General features: G+C 60.9%; 13 protein-coding genes and 1 pseudogene. 5 read left to right on the top strand and 9 right to left on the bottom strand.

Annotation, left to right across the window (positions count from 1 at the left end; genetic code table 11):
• Nucleotides 1-27 precede the first annotated feature (27 nt).
• Complete coding sequence (locus VHX65_11985; GenBank protein ID HEX3999262.1) at nt 28-2,028, bottom strand: nucleoside-diphosphate sugar epimerase/dehydratase; 2,001 nt, start codon at nt 2,026-2,028, stop codon at nt 28-30.
• 385 nt (nt 2,029-2,413) lie between these two features.
• A complete protein-coding gene (locus VHX65_11980) occupies nt 2,414-2,974 on the bottom strand; it encodes a transcription termination/antitermination NusG family protein (protein ID HEX3999261.1) in 561 nt (186 codons plus the stop codon).
• A 713-nt stretch (nt 2,975-3,687) separates the two neighbouring features.
• On the opposite strand from VHX65_11980, the gene VHX65_11975 reads away from it, so the two are divergent.
• From VHX65_11975 to tadA, 3 genes and pseudogenes are all read left to right on the top strand, one after another.
• Nucleotides 3,688-4,875: a DUF1559 domain-containing protein gene (locus VHX65_11975; GenBank protein HEX3999260.1), complete on the top strand. Its 1,188-nt coding sequence runs from the start codon at nt 3,688-3,690 to the stop codon at nt 4,873-4,875.
• A gap of 131 nt (nt 4,876-5,006) precedes the next feature.
• Entirely contained in the window at nt 5,007-6,728 is a 1,722-nt protein-coding gene (locus VHX65_11970; GenBank protein HEX3999259.1) for a hypothetical protein, read from the top strand.
• Between the two features lie 148 nt (nt 6,729-6,876).
• A pseudogene (gene tadA / locus VHX65_11965) lies at nt 6,877-7,317 on the top strand (tRNA adenosine(34) deaminase TadA).
• A gap of 356 nt (nt 7,318-7,673) precedes the next feature.
• On the opposite strand, the gene VHX65_11960 reads toward tadA, so the two are convergent.
• From VHX65_11960 to VHX65_11930, 7 genes are all read right to left on the bottom strand, one after another.
• Nucleotides 7,674-8,690, bottom strand: coding sequence for a DUF1559 domain-containing protein (locus VHX65_11960; GenBank protein HEX3999258.1), 1,017 nt, complete (start codon nt 8,688-8,690; stop codon nt 7,674-7,676).
• A gap of 254 nt (nt 8,691-8,944) precedes the next feature.
• Complete coding sequence (locus VHX65_11955; GenBank protein ID HEX3999257.1) at nt 8,945-9,805, bottom strand: sugar phosphate isomerase/epimerase family protein; 861 nt, start codon at nt 9,803-9,805, stop codon at nt 8,945-8,947.
• 128 nt (nt 9,806-9,933) lie between these two features.
• Nucleotides 9,934-10,911, bottom strand: a complete 978-nt coding sequence (locus VHX65_11950) for a UbiA family prenyltransferase (protein ID HEX3999256.1) — start codon at nt 10,909-10,911, stop codon at nt 9,934-9,936.
• Nucleotides 10,912-10,914: 3 nt separating this feature from the next.
• Nucleotides 10,915-11,775, bottom strand: coding sequence for a sugar phosphate isomerase/epimerase family protein (locus VHX65_11945; GenBank protein HEX3999255.1), 861 nt, complete (start codon nt 11,773-11,775; stop codon nt 10,915-10,917).
• Between the two features lie 183 nt (nt 11,776-11,958).
• The gene (locus tag VHX65_11940; GenBank protein ID HEX3999254.1) at nt 11,959-12,780 is read right to left on the bottom strand and encodes an ABC-2 family transporter protein; all 822 of its coding nucleotides are present in this window, start codon (nt 12,778-12,780) and stop codon (nt 11,959-11,961) included.
• A 129-nt stretch (nt 12,781-12,909) separates the two neighbouring features.
• Nucleotides 12,910-13,833: an ABC-2 family transporter protein gene (locus tag VHX65_11935; protein ID HEX3999253.1), complete on the bottom strand. Its 924-nt coding sequence runs from the start codon at nt 13,831-13,833 to the stop codon at nt 12,910-12,912.
• 87 nt (nt 13,834-13,920) lie between these two features.
• Entirely contained in the window at nt 13,921-14,940 is a 1,020-nt protein-coding gene (locus VHX65_11930; GenBank protein HEX3999252.1) for an ABC transporter ATP-binding protein, read from the bottom strand.
• 191 nt (nt 14,941-15,131) lie between these two features.
• Between VHX65_11930 and VHX65_11925 the strand changes: the two genes are divergently transcribed.
• Nucleotides 15,132-15,335: a hypothetical protein gene (locus VHX65_11925; protein ID HEX3999251.1), complete on the top strand. Its 204-nt coding sequence runs from the start codon at nt 15,132-15,134 to the stop codon at nt 15,333-15,335.
• Nucleotides 15,336-15,577: 242 nt separating this feature from the next.
• Entirely contained in the window at nt 15,578-16,078 is a 501-nt protein-coding gene (gene ispF / locus VHX65_11920) for a 2-C-methyl-D-erythritol 2,4-cyclodiphosphate synthase (GenBank protein HEX3999250.1), read from the top strand.
• The last annotated feature ends 205 nt before the right edge of the window (nt 16,079-16,283 follow it).

Genomic DNA, 16,283 nt, shown 5'->3' with positions numbered 1-16,283 from the left:
CTGCGGCGGCGAGCCGCTGATGCCCGATTACGGCCGGGTCGATTCCGAAGTCCGATGCTCCGGGGAACCGGCGGGATCGCCATTCAGCGGGCCATTCAGCGGGACACCGTTGGTCGATTCGCCGCTTGCCTCCTCATCGCTGTGCAGCGAATGGGCTGCCAGCAGTTCGGCCCCCGCCTCCGGCGCGGGGGGCACGTATTCCGGAACCAGTTCTTGCAATCGCCGGCAAACGACTTCTGTCGGCTCGTGGACCACTTCGGCCAGTGCGTCGATCAGCCGATTCACTTCGTCCATGTGATACGGACGGTGATACGCGACGAACAGCTTCGGATGCGGCGTGGGGAGCATTTCCTCGTCGTTGAAATACAGCTCCTCATACAGCTTTTCGCCGGGCCGCAAGCCGGTGAACACGATTTCTACATCCTCCGGCTCGAGGCCCGAGAGGCGGATCAGGTCTTGCGCCAAGTCGACGATTCGCACCGATTCGCCCATATCGAGCACGAAAATCTCGCCGCCGTTGCCCATCACCGCCGCCTGCAGCACCAATTGCGACGCTTCGGGAATCGTCATGAAAAAACGTTCGATCTCGGGATGCGTAACCGTGATCGGTCCGCCGCGGCGAATCTGTTCTTGGAAGATCGGCACCACGCTGCCGGCCGACGCCAGCACGTTGCCGAACCGCACCACGACGAACTTGGTCGTGGCCACTTCCGAAAAGGCGTGAACGAACCGCTCGGCGATCTGCTTCGACGCTCCCATCACGCTGGTCGGATTCACGGCCTTGTCGGTCGAGATCATGACGAACTCTTGCACGCCATGATGATCGGCCAACTCGGCGAGCTGCTTCGTTCCCAGCACATTGTTCTTGATGGCCTCGCCGGCATTCGATTCCATCATCGGCACGTGCTTATGGGCCGCGGCATGGAACACGATCGCCGGTTGATGCGTTCCGAAAATCTGATCGATCCGCGGCCCGTCGGTCACGTCGGCGATGCAGGCGAACAATTCGGTGGCGGTTTTCGAGCGCCGCAATTCCTGCTCGATGAGAAACAGATTGTTTTCGGCCCGCTCCACCAGCACGAGCCGCTGTGGATGAAATCGCAGCACCTGGCGGCAAATCTCGGAACCGATGCTTCCGCCGGCGCCGGTGACGAGCAGCGTGCGGCCTTCCAAGAGCGTGGCAATCGCTTCGCCGCTGAGTTGCACCGGTTCGCGCCGCAAAAGATCGTTGATATCGACATCGCGAATCTGGCCGGCGTAATCTCCCGACACGAGATCTTCCATCCCGGGAATGACCTTCAGCGTCACACCGACTTGGGCGCAGTTTTCCATCAAGCGGCGGAGCTCTTTGCCGGTCAGTGTGCCGGAAATCACGAGCACTTCCTGGGCGTTCAGCCGCACGGCGATTTTCGGCGCCTCTTCCGGCCGGCCCAAAACCGGCAGGCCCGCATGCAGTGAGCCGAGCCGCTTGAGATCGTGGTCCAAGAATCCGAGGGCTAGATATTTCTGCGGATCAGCGGTGTACAAATGCCGGGCCAGATTATGGCCCGATTGGTTCGCTCCGACGATCAGCGCTTTACGGGCGCCGGAAGGACGATAGAAAAAGCGAAACTCCTCGCGCGACATCCGATGAAACGCCCGCAATCCGCCAAGGATCAAAATCGTATTGGCCCAATCGATCAACGGGATCGCCCGGCCAAGCGTGCGGGTGGGCTCGATCAGGAAATACAGAACAAAGATGGCCAGCAGCGATAGCGTGGCCGCTTTGATAAGCGAAGCCAGATCGGAAAACGTAACGCTGCGCCACGACAAGCGATATTGGCCCGTGAGGTAAAACACCAGGGCCTTGATCATCAGCACGCCCGGCACCGTGAACCAGAACGTGATCACTTCCTGGGTGTCGAAACGGAAATCGAACCGCAAGGCGAACGCCAGCAAATAGGCAGCCAGGAAGGCTATCAAATGCACGCCGACGACGAGAATCGCCCGTCGCACGAACCATGGGGGCGTGATGCGGCTTTTCGTCATGCGTGCCGGCCGACTGTCCAGGTGAGCATCATCGGTGGGAGCAAGCTCCATTCCCAGCCCGACATGGCCGAGAGACGATTGGGGGCGCAGCCAAATCCAGCGATCGCGGCGTCTCGGCGTTCAACACGAGCATCGTCGGCGACAGGAAAGCCTGGCCTCGCGACACGGCAAGCTGGTGGGAAGCTTGTCTGGGAATTTTGCTGGTGGCGATGAGCCGATACCTTCAGCATAATGGTGCCGTCCGGCGAGTCAACGAACCGCACGGGGCAACTTGGTGATCTTTCGGGGGGGCGAATCTGCTCGAACCGAGCGGGCGAAAAATTCAGGCGATAAGCGAGCGTCGAACGCGTGGACCTTTGATGAGATTTACGGAAATAAGATTGCCCTAAATTGCTTCAACCTGGAAATCATCCAACAGCAGCGATGCGCCCTTTTGCAGGAAGCGAACGGCAACCAGTAGTCGGGCCTTATTCTGCCGCCTCACGACAACCCCCTCGACCCCCATCAACGAGCCGGACCGCACTCGAACCGGCGTACCGGCCTGGATTCTCGATTCCGGGGTGAGCGGCACATCGGCTTGAATCAATCGCCGTATCTGCCGCAGATCGGCGATTAGCAGATCGCTGTCGGGAACGGTCAGGCAGCGCGACACGCAGTTGGTCGTAAGGGCCCGATAGCGCTGCTCCTCCCCCCCGCACAAAAACACGTAACTTCCGAATAGCGGGACATACGATTTGCGGATTCGCCCTTGAGGCGATTGCCTTCGCGTCTCGATAATCGGCGAGTAGAATGGCACTTCCCAGGTTCGCAGCCGGCGCATCAGTTCTTTTTCCCGCCGGGGCAACGTATACAGCGCCCACCAAGGGGCCGACTTTGCTGGCCCATCATCGGCCGGGTCGAGGAGATGCTCGGGGAAAATATCGCTTTCTCGGGCAAGAATCGGCATAATTTCCGATCAGTAGTCCTATTTTTTCGCCACGGAGGCCCGGTTGCCTCCTCCGCCAACTCGACGGGAGCAGCTCCTCGAACTCGCCCTCGACCACCAGTTATTTTACGGGCTCGCTGCGATGCACGCGCGTACTCCGTCCCCGTGGGTGACACTGGTCCCCTGGCGCAGAACCCCCTCAATCATCCAATCTATGGTCGAATCGATTGATAAGTCTAGGTGCGCAATCCGCATTTCCACGCTAGTTTCACGATTCCTTTGCGCTTCCCGAATGAATTGTAAGGGATGTGCGAGAGGAAAAGCGGTTCTCCATCGAAAACCACCGCCGGGTCGCCACCTGGGAGGGTGCAGAACGGCAACAATCCGCTGCTGCCAAAATGCAACCCGGCGGCCTCCTATCTCCCGCAGCGAGCGGCGGCCAAATAGGTCCGAACGGAGCCGGACACTTCTACAATACGCAAGCGTTCGCCCGCCGATCGGCTCAAATTGCGAAATGTCTTGTATTGCTCGTCGTGCGGCCGTATGTTGAAGCTTGTCGAGCCATCGAACTGGCGCTTTTCTCGCGGTTCGCACAAGGCCTGCAATAGGGTCGCAAAATTGCCGGTTGTTCGTGGCGCTTTCCCGCGGTGGCGCCGGGGAACCCGTAACGAACGGAAGATTCGCGGTGCGAGCATCAGGGCTGCACGCACCGAACAGATTTGGGGGATCGAACAATGCGCAGGGCTTCGGATAAATCGAGCGGTTTTACGTTGGTGGAATTGCTGGTGGTGATCAGCATCATCGGCGTGCTCATCGGGCTGTTGCTGCCGGCGGTGCAAGCCGCTCGCGAGGCGGCCCGGCTAATGCAATGCTCGAACAACGTCAGGCAGCTCTGCGTCGCCCTGACGAGCTTCCACACGGCCAACAACGCTTTCCCGCCCGGGCTGCCCAGTTGTATGAACACGACGCAATCCGCTAACTATCCGTATGTTGGCGGGATCGGCAGCAGTACGCCGACCGCATGCACCTGCTGCGGACCGAACTGGGAGGTTGCCATCCTGCCCTTCATGGAAGAGCAAGCGATCTATACTAATCTGCTGACGTGCCTCGATTCGAACGCGCCGCCCAATTCTGGCGGGTCGTTCAACGCCTGCTCGACTTGCGGCGTGAATGGCACCAATAGCGGCAATAGCGTCACCTGGATCGGTGTCGGGCTGAGCAACACGGGCACGCCGATTATTCCCGCTCCGTATGTCTGCCCCGATGGCGGCGATAATCTCACTCCGTTCACCGGCGCCGGCATGACGGGCGGAATCGCCAAGGGAAATTATGCCGCCAATTGGGGCGCCGGCACTTGGAACCCACTCGCCACGACCACCTACATCGGTACCTATGGCGGCATCTTCGACGTCGCCGCCTTGCCGCTGACTTCGAACAATGGCGTGCAGGTCGGCCGCGGAAAGCTCGGCTCGCGACTGGGCGTGCGCATGGAAGACATCCTCGACGGCGCCTCGAACACGATGATGGTCAGTGAAGTGGTGGGCATCGCATCGGCCACCGACATGCGCGGCGCATGGACCTGGGCCGCGATGGGCGCTTCCGCGTTTTCAACCGGGGCGACGATCACCAACAGCAACGGCGTGATCACCGCCACGAACGTGCATGTGCCCAACACTTCGCTCAAAGACGACTTGCCGAACATCGACAACACCGTGATCCAGACGACGAGCCCGCTGCAGGCAACGCAAGACAGCACGGCAAACAACTGGGTAGCCGCCGCCCGCAGCAACCACTCGGCGAACTTCGTCAACGTCGGGTTCGCCGACGGGTCGGTCCACAAGTTCAACGACACGACCGACCCCACGGTTTGGGCCGGCATGGCGACCCGCGCCGGACACGAGAACACCCAGATTACGCCATAGCAGTGTTGAAAAACGGGACTGGCTCCGAGCGGCCAGTCGGCTTGTCGCACGTTTCGCTTTGCCGCTCGGCGCCCGTCCCCTTTTTCAACAGGCTGGTCGCCGGCGGTCGCCCAAAATTGCGTTCCCAATCCATGCCGCCGGTTTTCCGTGCCATCGCCTTCGCGGCCATCTGGGGCTTGGCGTGCTCGTTCGGCTCCCAGGCCGACGCCGGCGGCGGGCCGGAAAATGTCTTGATCGTGGTCAATTCCCATAGCGATGCGTCGCTGACGGTGGCGAATCACTATTGCCGCCTGCGGCACATCCCGCCCGGCAATGTGCTCCATCTGGATTGGCAGGGAAGCACCGACTCGACCGACATCGACACGTTTCGCCAGAAGATTCTCGAGCCGGCATTGCGGGCCGCTTCGGAACGAGGCCTGGGCGAGCAGATCGACTACGTCGTCTACTCCAGCGATTTTCCCACGCGCATCGACTTCGCTTCCGATGCGCCCCCCGAGCAACAAAAGGCGCCGCTGCTGTCGGCATCGCTGAATTCGCTGACCTATTTGTATCAAGCCGTTTTGCAGCGCTCGCCGCACTACGCGAGCTTGAAGTCCAACAACTACGTGCGGCAGCCCGATGCGGCCGGCGGCATCGGCGCTTCGCATGGGTTTCGCGGCTGGTATGGCTGGAGCCCGCAGGGCGAACTGCTCGAATCGGGCGGCAGCCGCTATTTGCTTTCCACGATGCTGGCCGTCACCAGTGGGCGCGGCAACACGATTCCCGAGGTGCTCGAATATCTCGATCGCAGCGCGGCGGCCGACGGCACGATGCCCAAGGGAACCATCTACTACCTGCGGCACGGCGATGTTCGCTCGACGACCCGGCAAGGCGGATTCGCGGCCGCGGTGGCCGCGCTGCGGAAATTGGGCGTGGCCGCGGAAATTGTCGACGCCACGGCGCCGCACGCCAAGCCCGACGTGCAAGGGGCCATGCTCGGCTCGGCCGACGTGAATTGGTCCGCTTCGAAAAGCACCATCCTCCCCGGCGCGATCGTCGACAATCTCACGAGTTTCGGCGGGGTGTTGAGTGCCGGGGCGGGGCAAACGCCGCTGACCGATTTTCTGCGCTACGGGGCCGCCGGCTCCAGCGGCACCGTCTGCGAACCGTATGCGATCCAAAACAAATTTCCACTCCCCGCGATCCAAGTCCACTACGCCCGCGGTTGCTCGCTCGCCGAGGCGTTTTATCAATCGGTGTGGGGGCCCTATCAACTGCTGATCGTCGGCGATCCGCTTTGCCGGCCCTGGGCACGCATTCCTACCGTGCACGTCTCGGGCGTCGAACCGGGAGCCACGGTCCACGGGCGATTGCTGCTGAAGCCGTCGGTCGCTGCCGGCGGCCCCGACGTCGATCGCTTCGAACTTTTTGCCGGTGGCCAGCGTGTCGGCCGATGCGGCGCGGGCGGCACATTGGATTTCGACACCACGCCCGTGGCCGACGGCAATCTCGAACTTCGTGTCGTGGCCATCGACTCCAGCCCAATTGAAACGCAAGGCGAAGCGATCTTCGACGTAACGGTCGAAAACCACGGGCTGAGCTTCGATTGGCGCGTTTCGCAGCCAAAGATTCGCGAGGGGATGCGGATCCACATCTCGGCCAAGGCGCCCGGCGCCGAATGGATCACGGTTTTTCAAGATAGCCGGCAAGTCGGCCGCATCACCGGCCCCGAAGGCGAACTGATGCTGGACAGCGACAAATTGGGCACCGGTCCCGTGCTGTTGCGTGCGATCGCAAAATCCGCCGCCGCCGAAAAAGGCTATGTCGTCGCCCGGCCAATCACCGTCGAAATCGAGCGAAAGAAGAAGAGTTAGGGGCGAGGCAAAGCAGGGGCGAGGGACGAGGGGCGAGGGGCGAGTGAAGAAGAACGGGGGCGACCCAACAATGAACGACGACCGGCCGTCCGATTCGCTTGCGCGTCCCCTCGTCGCTCGCCCCTCGCCCCTCGCCTCTGCCCCTTTCATGCACGCCGCTCTTGACCAGGCTCGGCAGGCGATGGCCTTGAACGAGGTGCCTGTGGGAGCCGTGATCGTTTGCGATGGCCGAGTGATTGCCGCGGCGCACAACTCTCGCGAGACGCTGCGCGATCCGACGGCGCATGCCGAGATGATCGCCATCACGCAAGCGGCGGCCGAATTGGGCGACTGGCGGCTCGAAGGTTGCACGCTCTACGTGACGCTTGAGCCGTGCGCGATGTGTGCAGGCGCGATCGTGTTGGCCCGCATTCCGCGAGTCGTGTATGGAGCGGCCGACCCGAAAGCCGGCGCGGTGCAAACGCTGTATCAACTGCTGGCCGACCGGCGGCTCAATCACCAAGCCGAGGTGAGCGGCGGAGTGCTGGCCGAGCCATGCGGCGCGATCCTCACCGAATTCTTCCGCCGCCAACGCCAACTCGGCAAAAAGTAGGTCAGGCTCAGATGCCTGTGCTGCGATCGCGGTCGGCTGTGATACTGGTGTGCCATTCACAAGGGCAGTGGTGTGCCACTGCGTGGCGCCACTGCGTGTGCCACTGGCAAGCGCAGTCTGCCAGTGCCGATGCGCCGCTTGACGTGGGTATTTTGCAGGACGCAAACGCGGGCGATCGTAGGCGGCGCGAACCCTGCGAGGCGCTCACACTGGCAGACTTCGCTTGCCACTGGCACACCGCGCTCAGACTGCTCTCACCGTAGGTCAGGCTTTCTAGCCTGACGGCCGCGAAATATGGCCAACCAGTTAACATCCGCCCCAAGTCTATCGACCCGATTCAATTGGGCGCTCGATCAATAATCCCCGTCGCTCAGGAGGTAACCGATGGCCGACGAGCCGGACGGGAAATCGGCCTTGGCCGGGTTGGTCGTCATCAACGTCTGATAGACGTAGTACGGAACATCCTGGCGGAGGAAGTGGATGTGGCCGTCGCAGAACACGACGTTCACTCCGCCCGGATGGTTGCTCGACGGACGTGCATAGTCGGTAATCACCGCGGGAGAAGTCGGCGGGCTGGCGTTGGAATGGTCGCCGTTCGGCTGCTGAGCGATGTTTGCCGTGTTCGTGCTTTGCCAACACATGCCCGCGTATTGGACTGTATTGGCGGCCGAGGTTTGCATCCAACCCGTGGAGTTCGAGGTGATGATGCCGAGCGTGTTTTCCGAGGCGAGAAGCGTGTAGCTGTCGCCTTTGCCGGCGAGCATCGAGTCGCTCGAAGTTTTGGGGCCCGACGGGGTCGTGGTTTGGTTGAAGGCGACGCCGTCGGCGGCATTGGTATTGTTGTTGTATAAACCGCAATTGATCACATACGAAAGCCACTGGCCTTGGTTCGTCAGCGGCGGATTGCTCGGGCAAACCATCAGGTCCCAATAAAATGTCTGCTGCGGGGTGCCGCCGGTGCTCACCAGATTCCAGAGGTTCATCTGATCCAAGTACCGGGCGAGCGATACCGGCCACGTCACCGGCGTTGAATTCGAAGCGCTTGCCGGGCTCCAATAGCCCGGGAAACAATTGAAATCGGCTTGGAATAAATGCGCGGCCTCGCCGATTTGCTTCAAATTATTTTGGCATTGGAGGCGCCGACCCGATTCGCGAGCCGAGTTTACCGCGGGCAACAATAGCGCCATCAACATGCCGATGATCGTGATCACCACGAGCAGTTCGACGAGCGTAAAGCCGGCGCTGCGGGCGGCATTTGCTCGGAGGATTGCCCGGGCCCGCTTTCGCCGAGCCGCTTTGGATTGAATCGATGGCGAACGATCCGGCACCGGAGGTGCCACCATTGCATGAGCCGATCGCGAAAGAGTCATCGCAGTCTCTCCTCTATGCTGGGGTCGGTAAGAAAAGATCGGCCGACCGTCAACCGCCCTTGCCCGGCCAGCGAATCATCCACATCCGAACCGTTCGCCGACAACTGCCGGCCTGATACCGGCGATTCCGCCGCCGCTTTGGCTCGGTGTCCCGTTGCGGATGGCTAGCCAGCATTATTCTGCCAGATTCGTCGGGCCGGGTCCAGCTTGCGGCGAGAATAAATCCAGTCAGGCACCCCGGGCAAGTCGTTGGGCTAACCAGTCGGCGGCAGCATCGGGCGCAAGAATTCCATCGCCCGGCGGCCGGCGCTAGGCCCTTCATGGCTGTGCCGGCTTAGTTCCACTTGCACCAAACCACGATAGTCGATCTCGCGAAGTGCGGCGAAAATCGGCGGAAATTCGATTTCTCCCTCGCCAAACATCAAATGTTCGTGCACGCCGGCCCGCATGTCTTCGATGTGTACGTTCACAAGCCGCGATGCCCAGCGCCGCAATTGCTCGCCGATCGGCGTCTCGCCTTGGCAATGGAGGTGTCCGAGGTCGATCGTCAGCCGCAATGCCGGATGATCGAATCGGGCCAGCAGTTGCTCGAAGCGATCCATCGTGTCGATAAACATTCCCGGCTCTGGCTCGAATGCCACGATCACTCCCTGTCGCGAAGCGTAGTCGCAAACCGGCGCAAGACCGTCGATCAATCGCTCGAAAGCAGCAGCGTCGCTGAAAGACGCTTCATTCGGAGCGTTGCGCAGAATGCCCGACCAGATCGAAACGCAATCGCTTTGCAACTCCGCGGCCGTTCGGATCGCGTAGCGCAAAAACTCGACGCGCAGCTTGCGCCGTTCGGGATCGGCCGTCATCAGCGTCGGTTCATGCTTTTGCCGTGGATCGAGCAGAAACCGGGCTCCGGTTTCGACGACGCTCCGCATTCCGAACTGGCGGAGCGCTCGTTGAAATTCTTGCAGCGCAGCTCGATGCCGCTCCGCACGATCGCGTGGGCTGAGCAAGCCGTGGTCGATCGTCAGCCCGACGCCGCGGTAACCAATTTCGGCCAACAACTCGATCGCCTCGATCGGATCGTGATGCGCCAGACCGTTGGTGTTGTAGGCGAGAAGCATCGGGGAAGGGGCGAGGGGCTAGGGGCTAGGGGCTAGGGGCGAGATACGCGCAAGCGAAAATCATCCTCCCATCGTCAAGTGTGGGTCCAGTTTTCTGTTCCTCGCCCCTCGCCCTTCGCCCCTCGCCGCTACGTCGAGTAGCTCCAGCGGCCGAGAATGGTCATCGGCAGCACGAGGGCAAAGATCCCGCCTGCGAGCCAAATGCTTTCGCTATGGGCGAAGGTGATGATGGCGTCGAACGTGATCAACGACATGAGACAGTAGCGGACAGCTTCTTGCACGAACACGGAATACGGTTGCACGATGGCCCGAACGGTGCGGAAGCCAATCGTGAACGCCAGCAGCAGCCAAGCCAGGTTTTCCGGATGTTGACGAAACACCGCGGCAACGTCTTGCCCGCCGGTCCAATGGGCGCGCGGATACGAGGCCAGCAGCACAATGCCCAACGCCATGAGAATCGTTCCCCAAAAAAGCGGACCGCGATGAATGTCGTCTTCCGCTTCGCCGCGGGCAAACCAACTCACGCCCACGATGTAGATTCCGATTCCGCCGGCGATGAGGTAGTTGTTGCCCTCCCACGCCGCGCTTGCCGCGCTCATGCCCAACAAAACATTCAAGAATCGGCAGCCCCCCATTGCGATCGGGCCGAGAAAGGTGGCCTTAAGCACTCGGTTGTAGAGCACGATCAGCGCCGCCAGCCCGACGGCCAAACCGGCCGGCCGCCAATCGCGCAACAGCACCGCCACGACCACCGCAAGCGCGGCCCCCGCCGACAGCATTTCGAAACCGAGTTGCCGCGCCCACCCGAGCTCGATCCGGCCGGAAGGCAATGGCCGCTCGGGGCGCTCGACGCGATCGATTTCGATGTCGAACACGTCGTTCAGCACCATGCCCGCGGTGTACATCAGCCCCGAGGCAAGCAGCAGCGGGACATAATATTGCGGCGGTTCGAGCCTCGGCCGAACAAACAGATAGCCCATCGTCAGGTCGGCGATCGCCGTAAACACGTTGGGCGTGCGAAACAATTGCAGATAGGCTCGCAACCGATCCGCCGGTGGCGGCGGCTCGTTGGAAGCGTCATCCGGCGGCACGGTTCGCTCTTCCACGGCTTACTCCACCGCAATCCCGACCTGTTTCATCACTCCGGTCAAATGCTCGCGCGCCTGCCGGGCCGCCGCGTCGGGGTTTTCGACATAGGGATATAGCTCGACCGTGAGCCAGCCCTCGTAGCCGGTCGCGGCGATTCTTGAAAGCGTCGCGGCGAAATCGATCGCGCCGGTGCCGGGGACGAGATGCTGGTGCACCCGGCTGGCGGCGATGTCTTCGAAATGATAATGCCGCGTGAAGGGGGCCATTCGCTTGACCCAATCCTCCGGATTCTCGCCGACGCAATAGGCGTGCCCCACGTCAAAATTCAAACCGACCCACGGCGACGTGAACCGCTGCATGAATTGCAAATACTGGCCGAAGGTTTCGATCATCAAATGCGGCTCCGGCTCGACCAGCAGCCGCACTTTCAATTCCTCCGCCAATTCAACGCACGGCATCAATTCGTCGTAGAACGTTTGCGCCGCTTGGTCCCAAGACTGGCCGGGCAGGAGCGGGCCGCCCGGCTCGGTGGTGATGCACGGAGCACCGAGTTCGCTCGCGAGCCGCAACGCCCGCTTCGTATGTTCGCGGCGGATCGCCCGATAGTGCGGGTCGGGATCGATCCATCCCGGATGCCAATAGGCCTGCCGCGGGTCGGCGACGGCGTTCATCATGAACGCGTTGATGTTCGAGATCGTCAGTTGATGTTTGGCCAGTGCGTCGCGGATCGATTGCTTGCGTTCTTCGAGCAACCCGGCCGGCCAGGCGTGCGGCACATCGGCGAGAACTTCGATCCCGCTGTAGCCCGCCGCCGCGATCCGGGCGATGGTGTCTTCGATCGAGAAATTGGTGTAGGCGTTGGAGCTGAAGGCGAGTTTCATGGGTCAAGCGCGCAGGGCAAAAGTGTGCGATGGGGGATTTATTCTAGCCGCGACCGCCGAGGGGCGAAACAGTCTCGGGGGCCTTAAGCCCAGGGAAGGCCCGGATGGCGTTTACCACATGGCCGCCGCGTTTCTGGCCTTCCCTGGGCTTGCGCCACGCGGTGCGCGACGCCGCATGCGAACCTAACTGCTTGCGCTGCGGTAGCTCTGGATCGAGCGATTGAACAGCCAGCGGCCGGCGGCCAAGCTGACGACGGTGGCCAGCAGTGCGAAGACCGCCAATTGCCAGCTTTCCGCCGTCAGCGGTTTGGCGAGAATCCGGGCGGGCACGTTGACCACCACCAGCACCGGAATCAAAAAGGTGCAAATGAACTTCAGCGGCGCGCCCATCGGTCCGGTAAAAATCTCCATTGGATAGCGCGAGAAATTCGTGATGTAGAACCAAAAATCGTAGATGGATTGATTCCGCCCAAGCCAAACCGTCGTGGCAGCCAACGCGATCATCAAGCTATACAAGATCACCACGCCGCAGGCGATATAAAGCGGATACAAAAGCGCCACACCCAAGCTCGGGAGATAATCGAGATGCACGAGCGCAAACACGAGCAGACAGCCTGCGAAAATGAAATTCGACAACGCCGACCAATCGATTTTCGCAAGCGATACCAAAAACTGCGTGTCGATCGGCTTGAGCAGTGCGAAATCCAGATCGCCGCTTCGCACCAGCTCGCTGAACTCTTCGACATTCGGCATCAGAAACGCTTCGACAAGGCTGTTGATCAATTGCAGCGTCGCCAGAAACACGAAATACCGGTACTCGGTCCAGCCGCTGCCGATCTGCCGCGTGTAGCTGAATAGCAGCACATAAAGCCCCAGATTCAGCACCACCCAGGCAAGATTCGAAATCGATTCCAAGATGAAATTCGCGCGAAACATCATCGACCGAATCAAGCTGTTTCGGGCGAACACGCCAAGCACACGGAGATAGCGGTTTAATTGCGACATTCGCTGAAAGCGGGTGATGTGAACACTCAAGAAATTCGCGTTGTTGCGGGGCGTTCCTCGCTAACGCTTCGGGCTGGTATTCGGAGTCCCGATTCGACAGTAGCCCGAAGCGTCCGCGAGGGACTTCGTTCAGCCGCCGTAGGCGCTGTATCGCCGCACGCCGCGGTTGAATGCCAATCGACAAATGCCCATCAATACCAACAACCACGCCAGTTCGCCGACGAGGCCCCACACCAAGCGTGCCCCGTGAACTTTTCCCAGAAAAATCGTGGCGGGAAAATAGGCCAAATACTGCAACGGCGTGCAACGCAACAGGTCGCCCGCGGAAATCGATCCGACAATCGTAAATTTATCGAGCAAATCGAGCGGAAACATCTGGCCCGAGAGAAAATAACTCAGCAGCATGTAGATAAACAGCAACGAACTCACCTCGAGAAACCAGAAACCGATCAATCCAATCGCCGCGTCGAGAAAATAACCCAAGAGAAACGACATCACCAGCGCCGCCACGAATGCCGCCATCTCCGGCGCCGGCGGCCAACCGTGCGTGAAATAACCGCGGCAAAGATAAAACACCAGCGCAAACGGCAACGTGGCCACGAGATAATACACCAGCTTGTGCGCCACCCGTCCGATCAGCAAGAACCCAATCATGTCGACCGGCTGAATCAAAAACTTCTTGATCGTGCCGTCGCGGATGCTGCGGGCGATGCCCGAGGCGAGCGCGGGCATGCTGGAAAAGGCGCGGGTTATCATCGTCAGCAGATAATAGGCGATGTAATCGGGATAGGTGTAGCCGGCAATGCGCGTCGCGCCGCCGGTGTGGTTGGCCGTCGAACCGGACGCCTGGTCGCCGCTCATGCCGTTAAACACTGCCGCGAGGAGAAAAAGTTGCGTGATCACCGGCAGAAACCGCATCAGCGTGCCGAACATGAATTCGCCGCGATAAACCAATCGCTCTTCCATCGAAATGCGGAGAATGACCCACCAAGTGTGCGCGCGGGCAAGCAGCGGGTTGGCGGGAAGGCGGTGAGTTGCGGATGGGGAAGACATCTGGAGGGAACGGTCGTGGCTCTGAAGCGTCTTGAATTAGCAGCGAACCGACGCGCGAAACCGCAAGCGAGGGACGACGCGGTTTTGCTAGGTGTGGCCTTCTTTCACCAAGTCGGCGGCGGCGGCTTCGGCATCGACTTGCGAAAACAACTCGGCGATCACCTGCTCCAGCGGAGGATCCTCGACGCTCACATCCTCCACCGGGTGATTGGCCAAGATCGACGCCAGCACCTCCGGCACGATGTCGCGGCGGATTCGCAAGCGGGTTTTCGGCGCGATGCTCTCGAGCGATTCGCCATAGCGCGACAGATCGCCCGGCACATGCTCGCTCGCCCATTGCAGAGTCACGATCTTATGGCTGCTGAAGCGGTCGATGATCCCGGAAAGCGAACCGTCGTACATGATCCGCCCGCCGGTGATGACGACGACCCTGCGGCAAAGCGCCGCCACGTCTTTCATGTAATGGCTGGTGAGCAGGATCGTGATTTGCCGGAGTTCTTGATAATGCCGCAAGAAGGCCTGCACATTGTGCTGCGCGACGACGTCGAGCCCGATCGTCGGCTCGTCGAGAAAGAGCACGTCGGGCGAGTGCAACAGGGCCGCGATCAATTCCATCTTCATCCGCTCGCCGAGCGATAGCTCGCGAACCGGCTGTTGCAATAGCGAACGCACGGAAAGCAGATCGACCAATTCGTCGCGCGTGCGGTCGAAGGCGGCGGGCTCGATGCGATAAATCTCCTGGTGCAGGCGAAATGATTCTTGAGCCGGCAGATCCCACCACAACTGGTTTTTTTGCCCCATCACGAGGGCAAAGCGGCGGCGATAGGCGTTCTCTCGCCGCCAGGGGACATGCCCCAGCACCCGGGCCATGCCGGCCGTTGGCGTGATGACGCCGGAAAGCAGCTTGAGCGTGGTGGTCTTGCCGGCCCCGTTCGGCCCCAAAAAAGCCACGAACTCGCCCTGCTCCACCGTCAGATCGATGCCGCGGACCGCATTGACGTAGCGATACTGCCGGCCAAACAGCCCGCGCACGGCCGCCAGCAAGCCCTCTTTTTTCTGATAAACGCGATAGGCCTTGGAGAGCCCGGAGATTTCGATCGTCGGCATGAGGCGATTATAGAAGGCCCCGCGCGCCGCGGCGAGTCCGGCTGACTTCTAGGCATGGCGAGTTCCGATCGGTCCACCCGCTGACAAACCGTCTTCCGTGAGCCGCGCTCCGGCGAATCGCCTGACTCGCTTTAATCGAGCAGGTCATTTGGTAACTGCGATTCCCCAACGAAGATAGAACATTTTCGGTCATGCAACTTCATTTCACGCTCGAATACTGGCAGGACGGGGAGCTCTATGTTGGTCGGCTCAAGGGCGTACCCGGCGTGTTCAGTCAGGGAAAAGCGCTGGCCGAGCTTCGAGACAACGTGCGCGATGCCTATCGAATGATCGTGGACGAAGAGGAGTCGCCGCCGGAAGGCTCAAAGACAATCGAATTGACGGTCGACGCCTGAGGCGGCGGCAGCTTCTCGCAGAGTTGGAACGAGCGGGGTGAGTTCTGCATCGACACGGCTCCCGGCACGACCTTTACCGGAATCCCGCGAACGGTTTCAAGGCACCCGTTCCACGGCATTCTGAAGTCGCAGACACTCTTTGCCGCCTGATCCGAAAGCAACTCGGAATCGACGCCAATTGATCCGACTCACCCACCACGCCCACTCGCCGAGCGGCCGAGGTTTCCACTATAATTTCCGCGATGGAAACTCGCGGCTCGCTCCAGTTTCGCGTCGGCATCGGCCATGACACGCATCGCCTCGCAGCAGGCGGACCGCTTCGGCTGGGCGGCATCGATATGCCGCACGATCAGCGTTCGGTCGGCCATAGCGATGCCGACGTGCTGCTGCATGCGATCACCGATGCACTGCTGGGCGCGGCGGCGCTGGGGGATATTGGTGAACTGTTTCCCGACAGCGATGAAGCCAATCGCGGCCGCGATTCGGGCCAAATGCTCGAGGCCGCGGTGGGGCACGTCGTCGCCGCGGGTTGGACGATCGAAAATCTGGACTGTATCGTCTTTGCCGAACTACCTAAACTATCTCCTTACAAATTGTCGATCCGCCGCCGCATCGGCGAGTTGGTCGGTATCGACGCCGAAAGGGTTGGCGTGAAAGCGAAGACCGCCGAGGGCCTTGATGCGGTCGGCCGCCGCGAAGCCATCGCCGCCCAATGCGTCGCGTTAATCAAGCGTGGCGGTTAAAGTTGGGCAACGGAATTCGGCGGGGCGCGTTCCCCGAGCGCGCTTTGCGGAAAAATGCGGCGAAGCCGCAATCAACGTAGTAGGCACACTCCGTGTGCCGTCTGCGGTGGTGCGAGGATAAAGCGGCGCGCGGACGGCACACGGAGTATGCCTGCTACAATGTGGCCGTTTTCTTGCACCTCGCAAAGAACCACGAAACGTTCAG

It is taken from the genome of Pirellulales bacterium (assembly GCA_036267355.1).
GTDB lineage: Bacteria > Planctomycetota > Planctomycetia > Pirellulales > DATAWG01 > DATAWG01.
The sequence above is the reverse complement of the archived record's forward strand: the minus strand, read 5'-3'. Positions and strand labels throughout refer to the sequence as shown.

Excerpts from the sequence above, each read along its gene's own strand:
- VHX65_11985 (HEX3999262.1), bottom strand. The coding sequence starts at position 2,028 with ATGACGAAAAGCCGCATCACGCCCCCATGGTTCGTGCGACGGGCGATT.
- VHX65_11980 (HEX3999261.1), bottom strand. The coding sequence starts at position 2,974 with ATGCCGATTCTTGCCCGAGAAAGCGATATTTTCCCCGAGCATCTCCTC.
- VHX65_11975 (HEX3999260.1), top strand. The coding sequence starts at position 3,688 with ATGCGCAGGGCTTCGGATAAATCGAGCGGTTTTACGTTGGTGGAATTG.
- VHX65_11970 (HEX3999259.1), top strand. The coding sequence starts at position 5,007 with ATGCCGCCGGTTTTCCGTGCCATCGCCTTCGCGGCCATCTGGGGCTTG.
- VHX65_11960 (HEX3999258.1), bottom strand. The coding sequence starts at position 8,690 with ATGACTCTTTCGCGATCGGCTCATGCAATGGTGGCACCTCCGGTGCCG.
- VHX65_11955 (HEX3999257.1), bottom strand. The coding sequence starts at position 9,805 with ATGCTTCTCGCCTACAACACCAACGGTCTGGCGCATCACGATCCGATC.
- VHX65_11945 (HEX3999255.1), bottom strand. The coding sequence starts at position 11,775 with ATGAAACTCGCCTTCAGCTCCAACGCCTACACCAATTTCTCGATCGAA.
- VHX65_11940 (HEX3999254.1), bottom strand. The coding sequence starts at position 12,780 with ATGTCGCAATTAAACCGCTATCTCCGTGTGCTTGGCGTGTTCGCCCGA.
- VHX65_11935 (HEX3999253.1), bottom strand. The coding sequence starts at position 13,833 with ATGTCTTCCCCATCCGCAACTCACCGCCTTCCCGCCAACCCGCTGCTT.
- VHX65_11930 (HEX3999252.1), bottom strand. The coding sequence starts at position 14,940 with ATGCCGACGATCGAAATCTCCGGGCTCTCCAAGGCCTATCGCGTTTAT.
- VHX65_11925 (HEX3999251.1), top strand. The coding sequence starts at position 15,132 with ATGCAACTTCATTTCACGCTCGAATACTGGCAGGACGGGGAGCTCTAT.
- ispF (HEX3999250.1), top strand. The coding sequence starts at position 15,578 with ATGGAAACTCGCGGCTCGCTCCAGTTTCGCGTCGGCATCGGCCATGAC.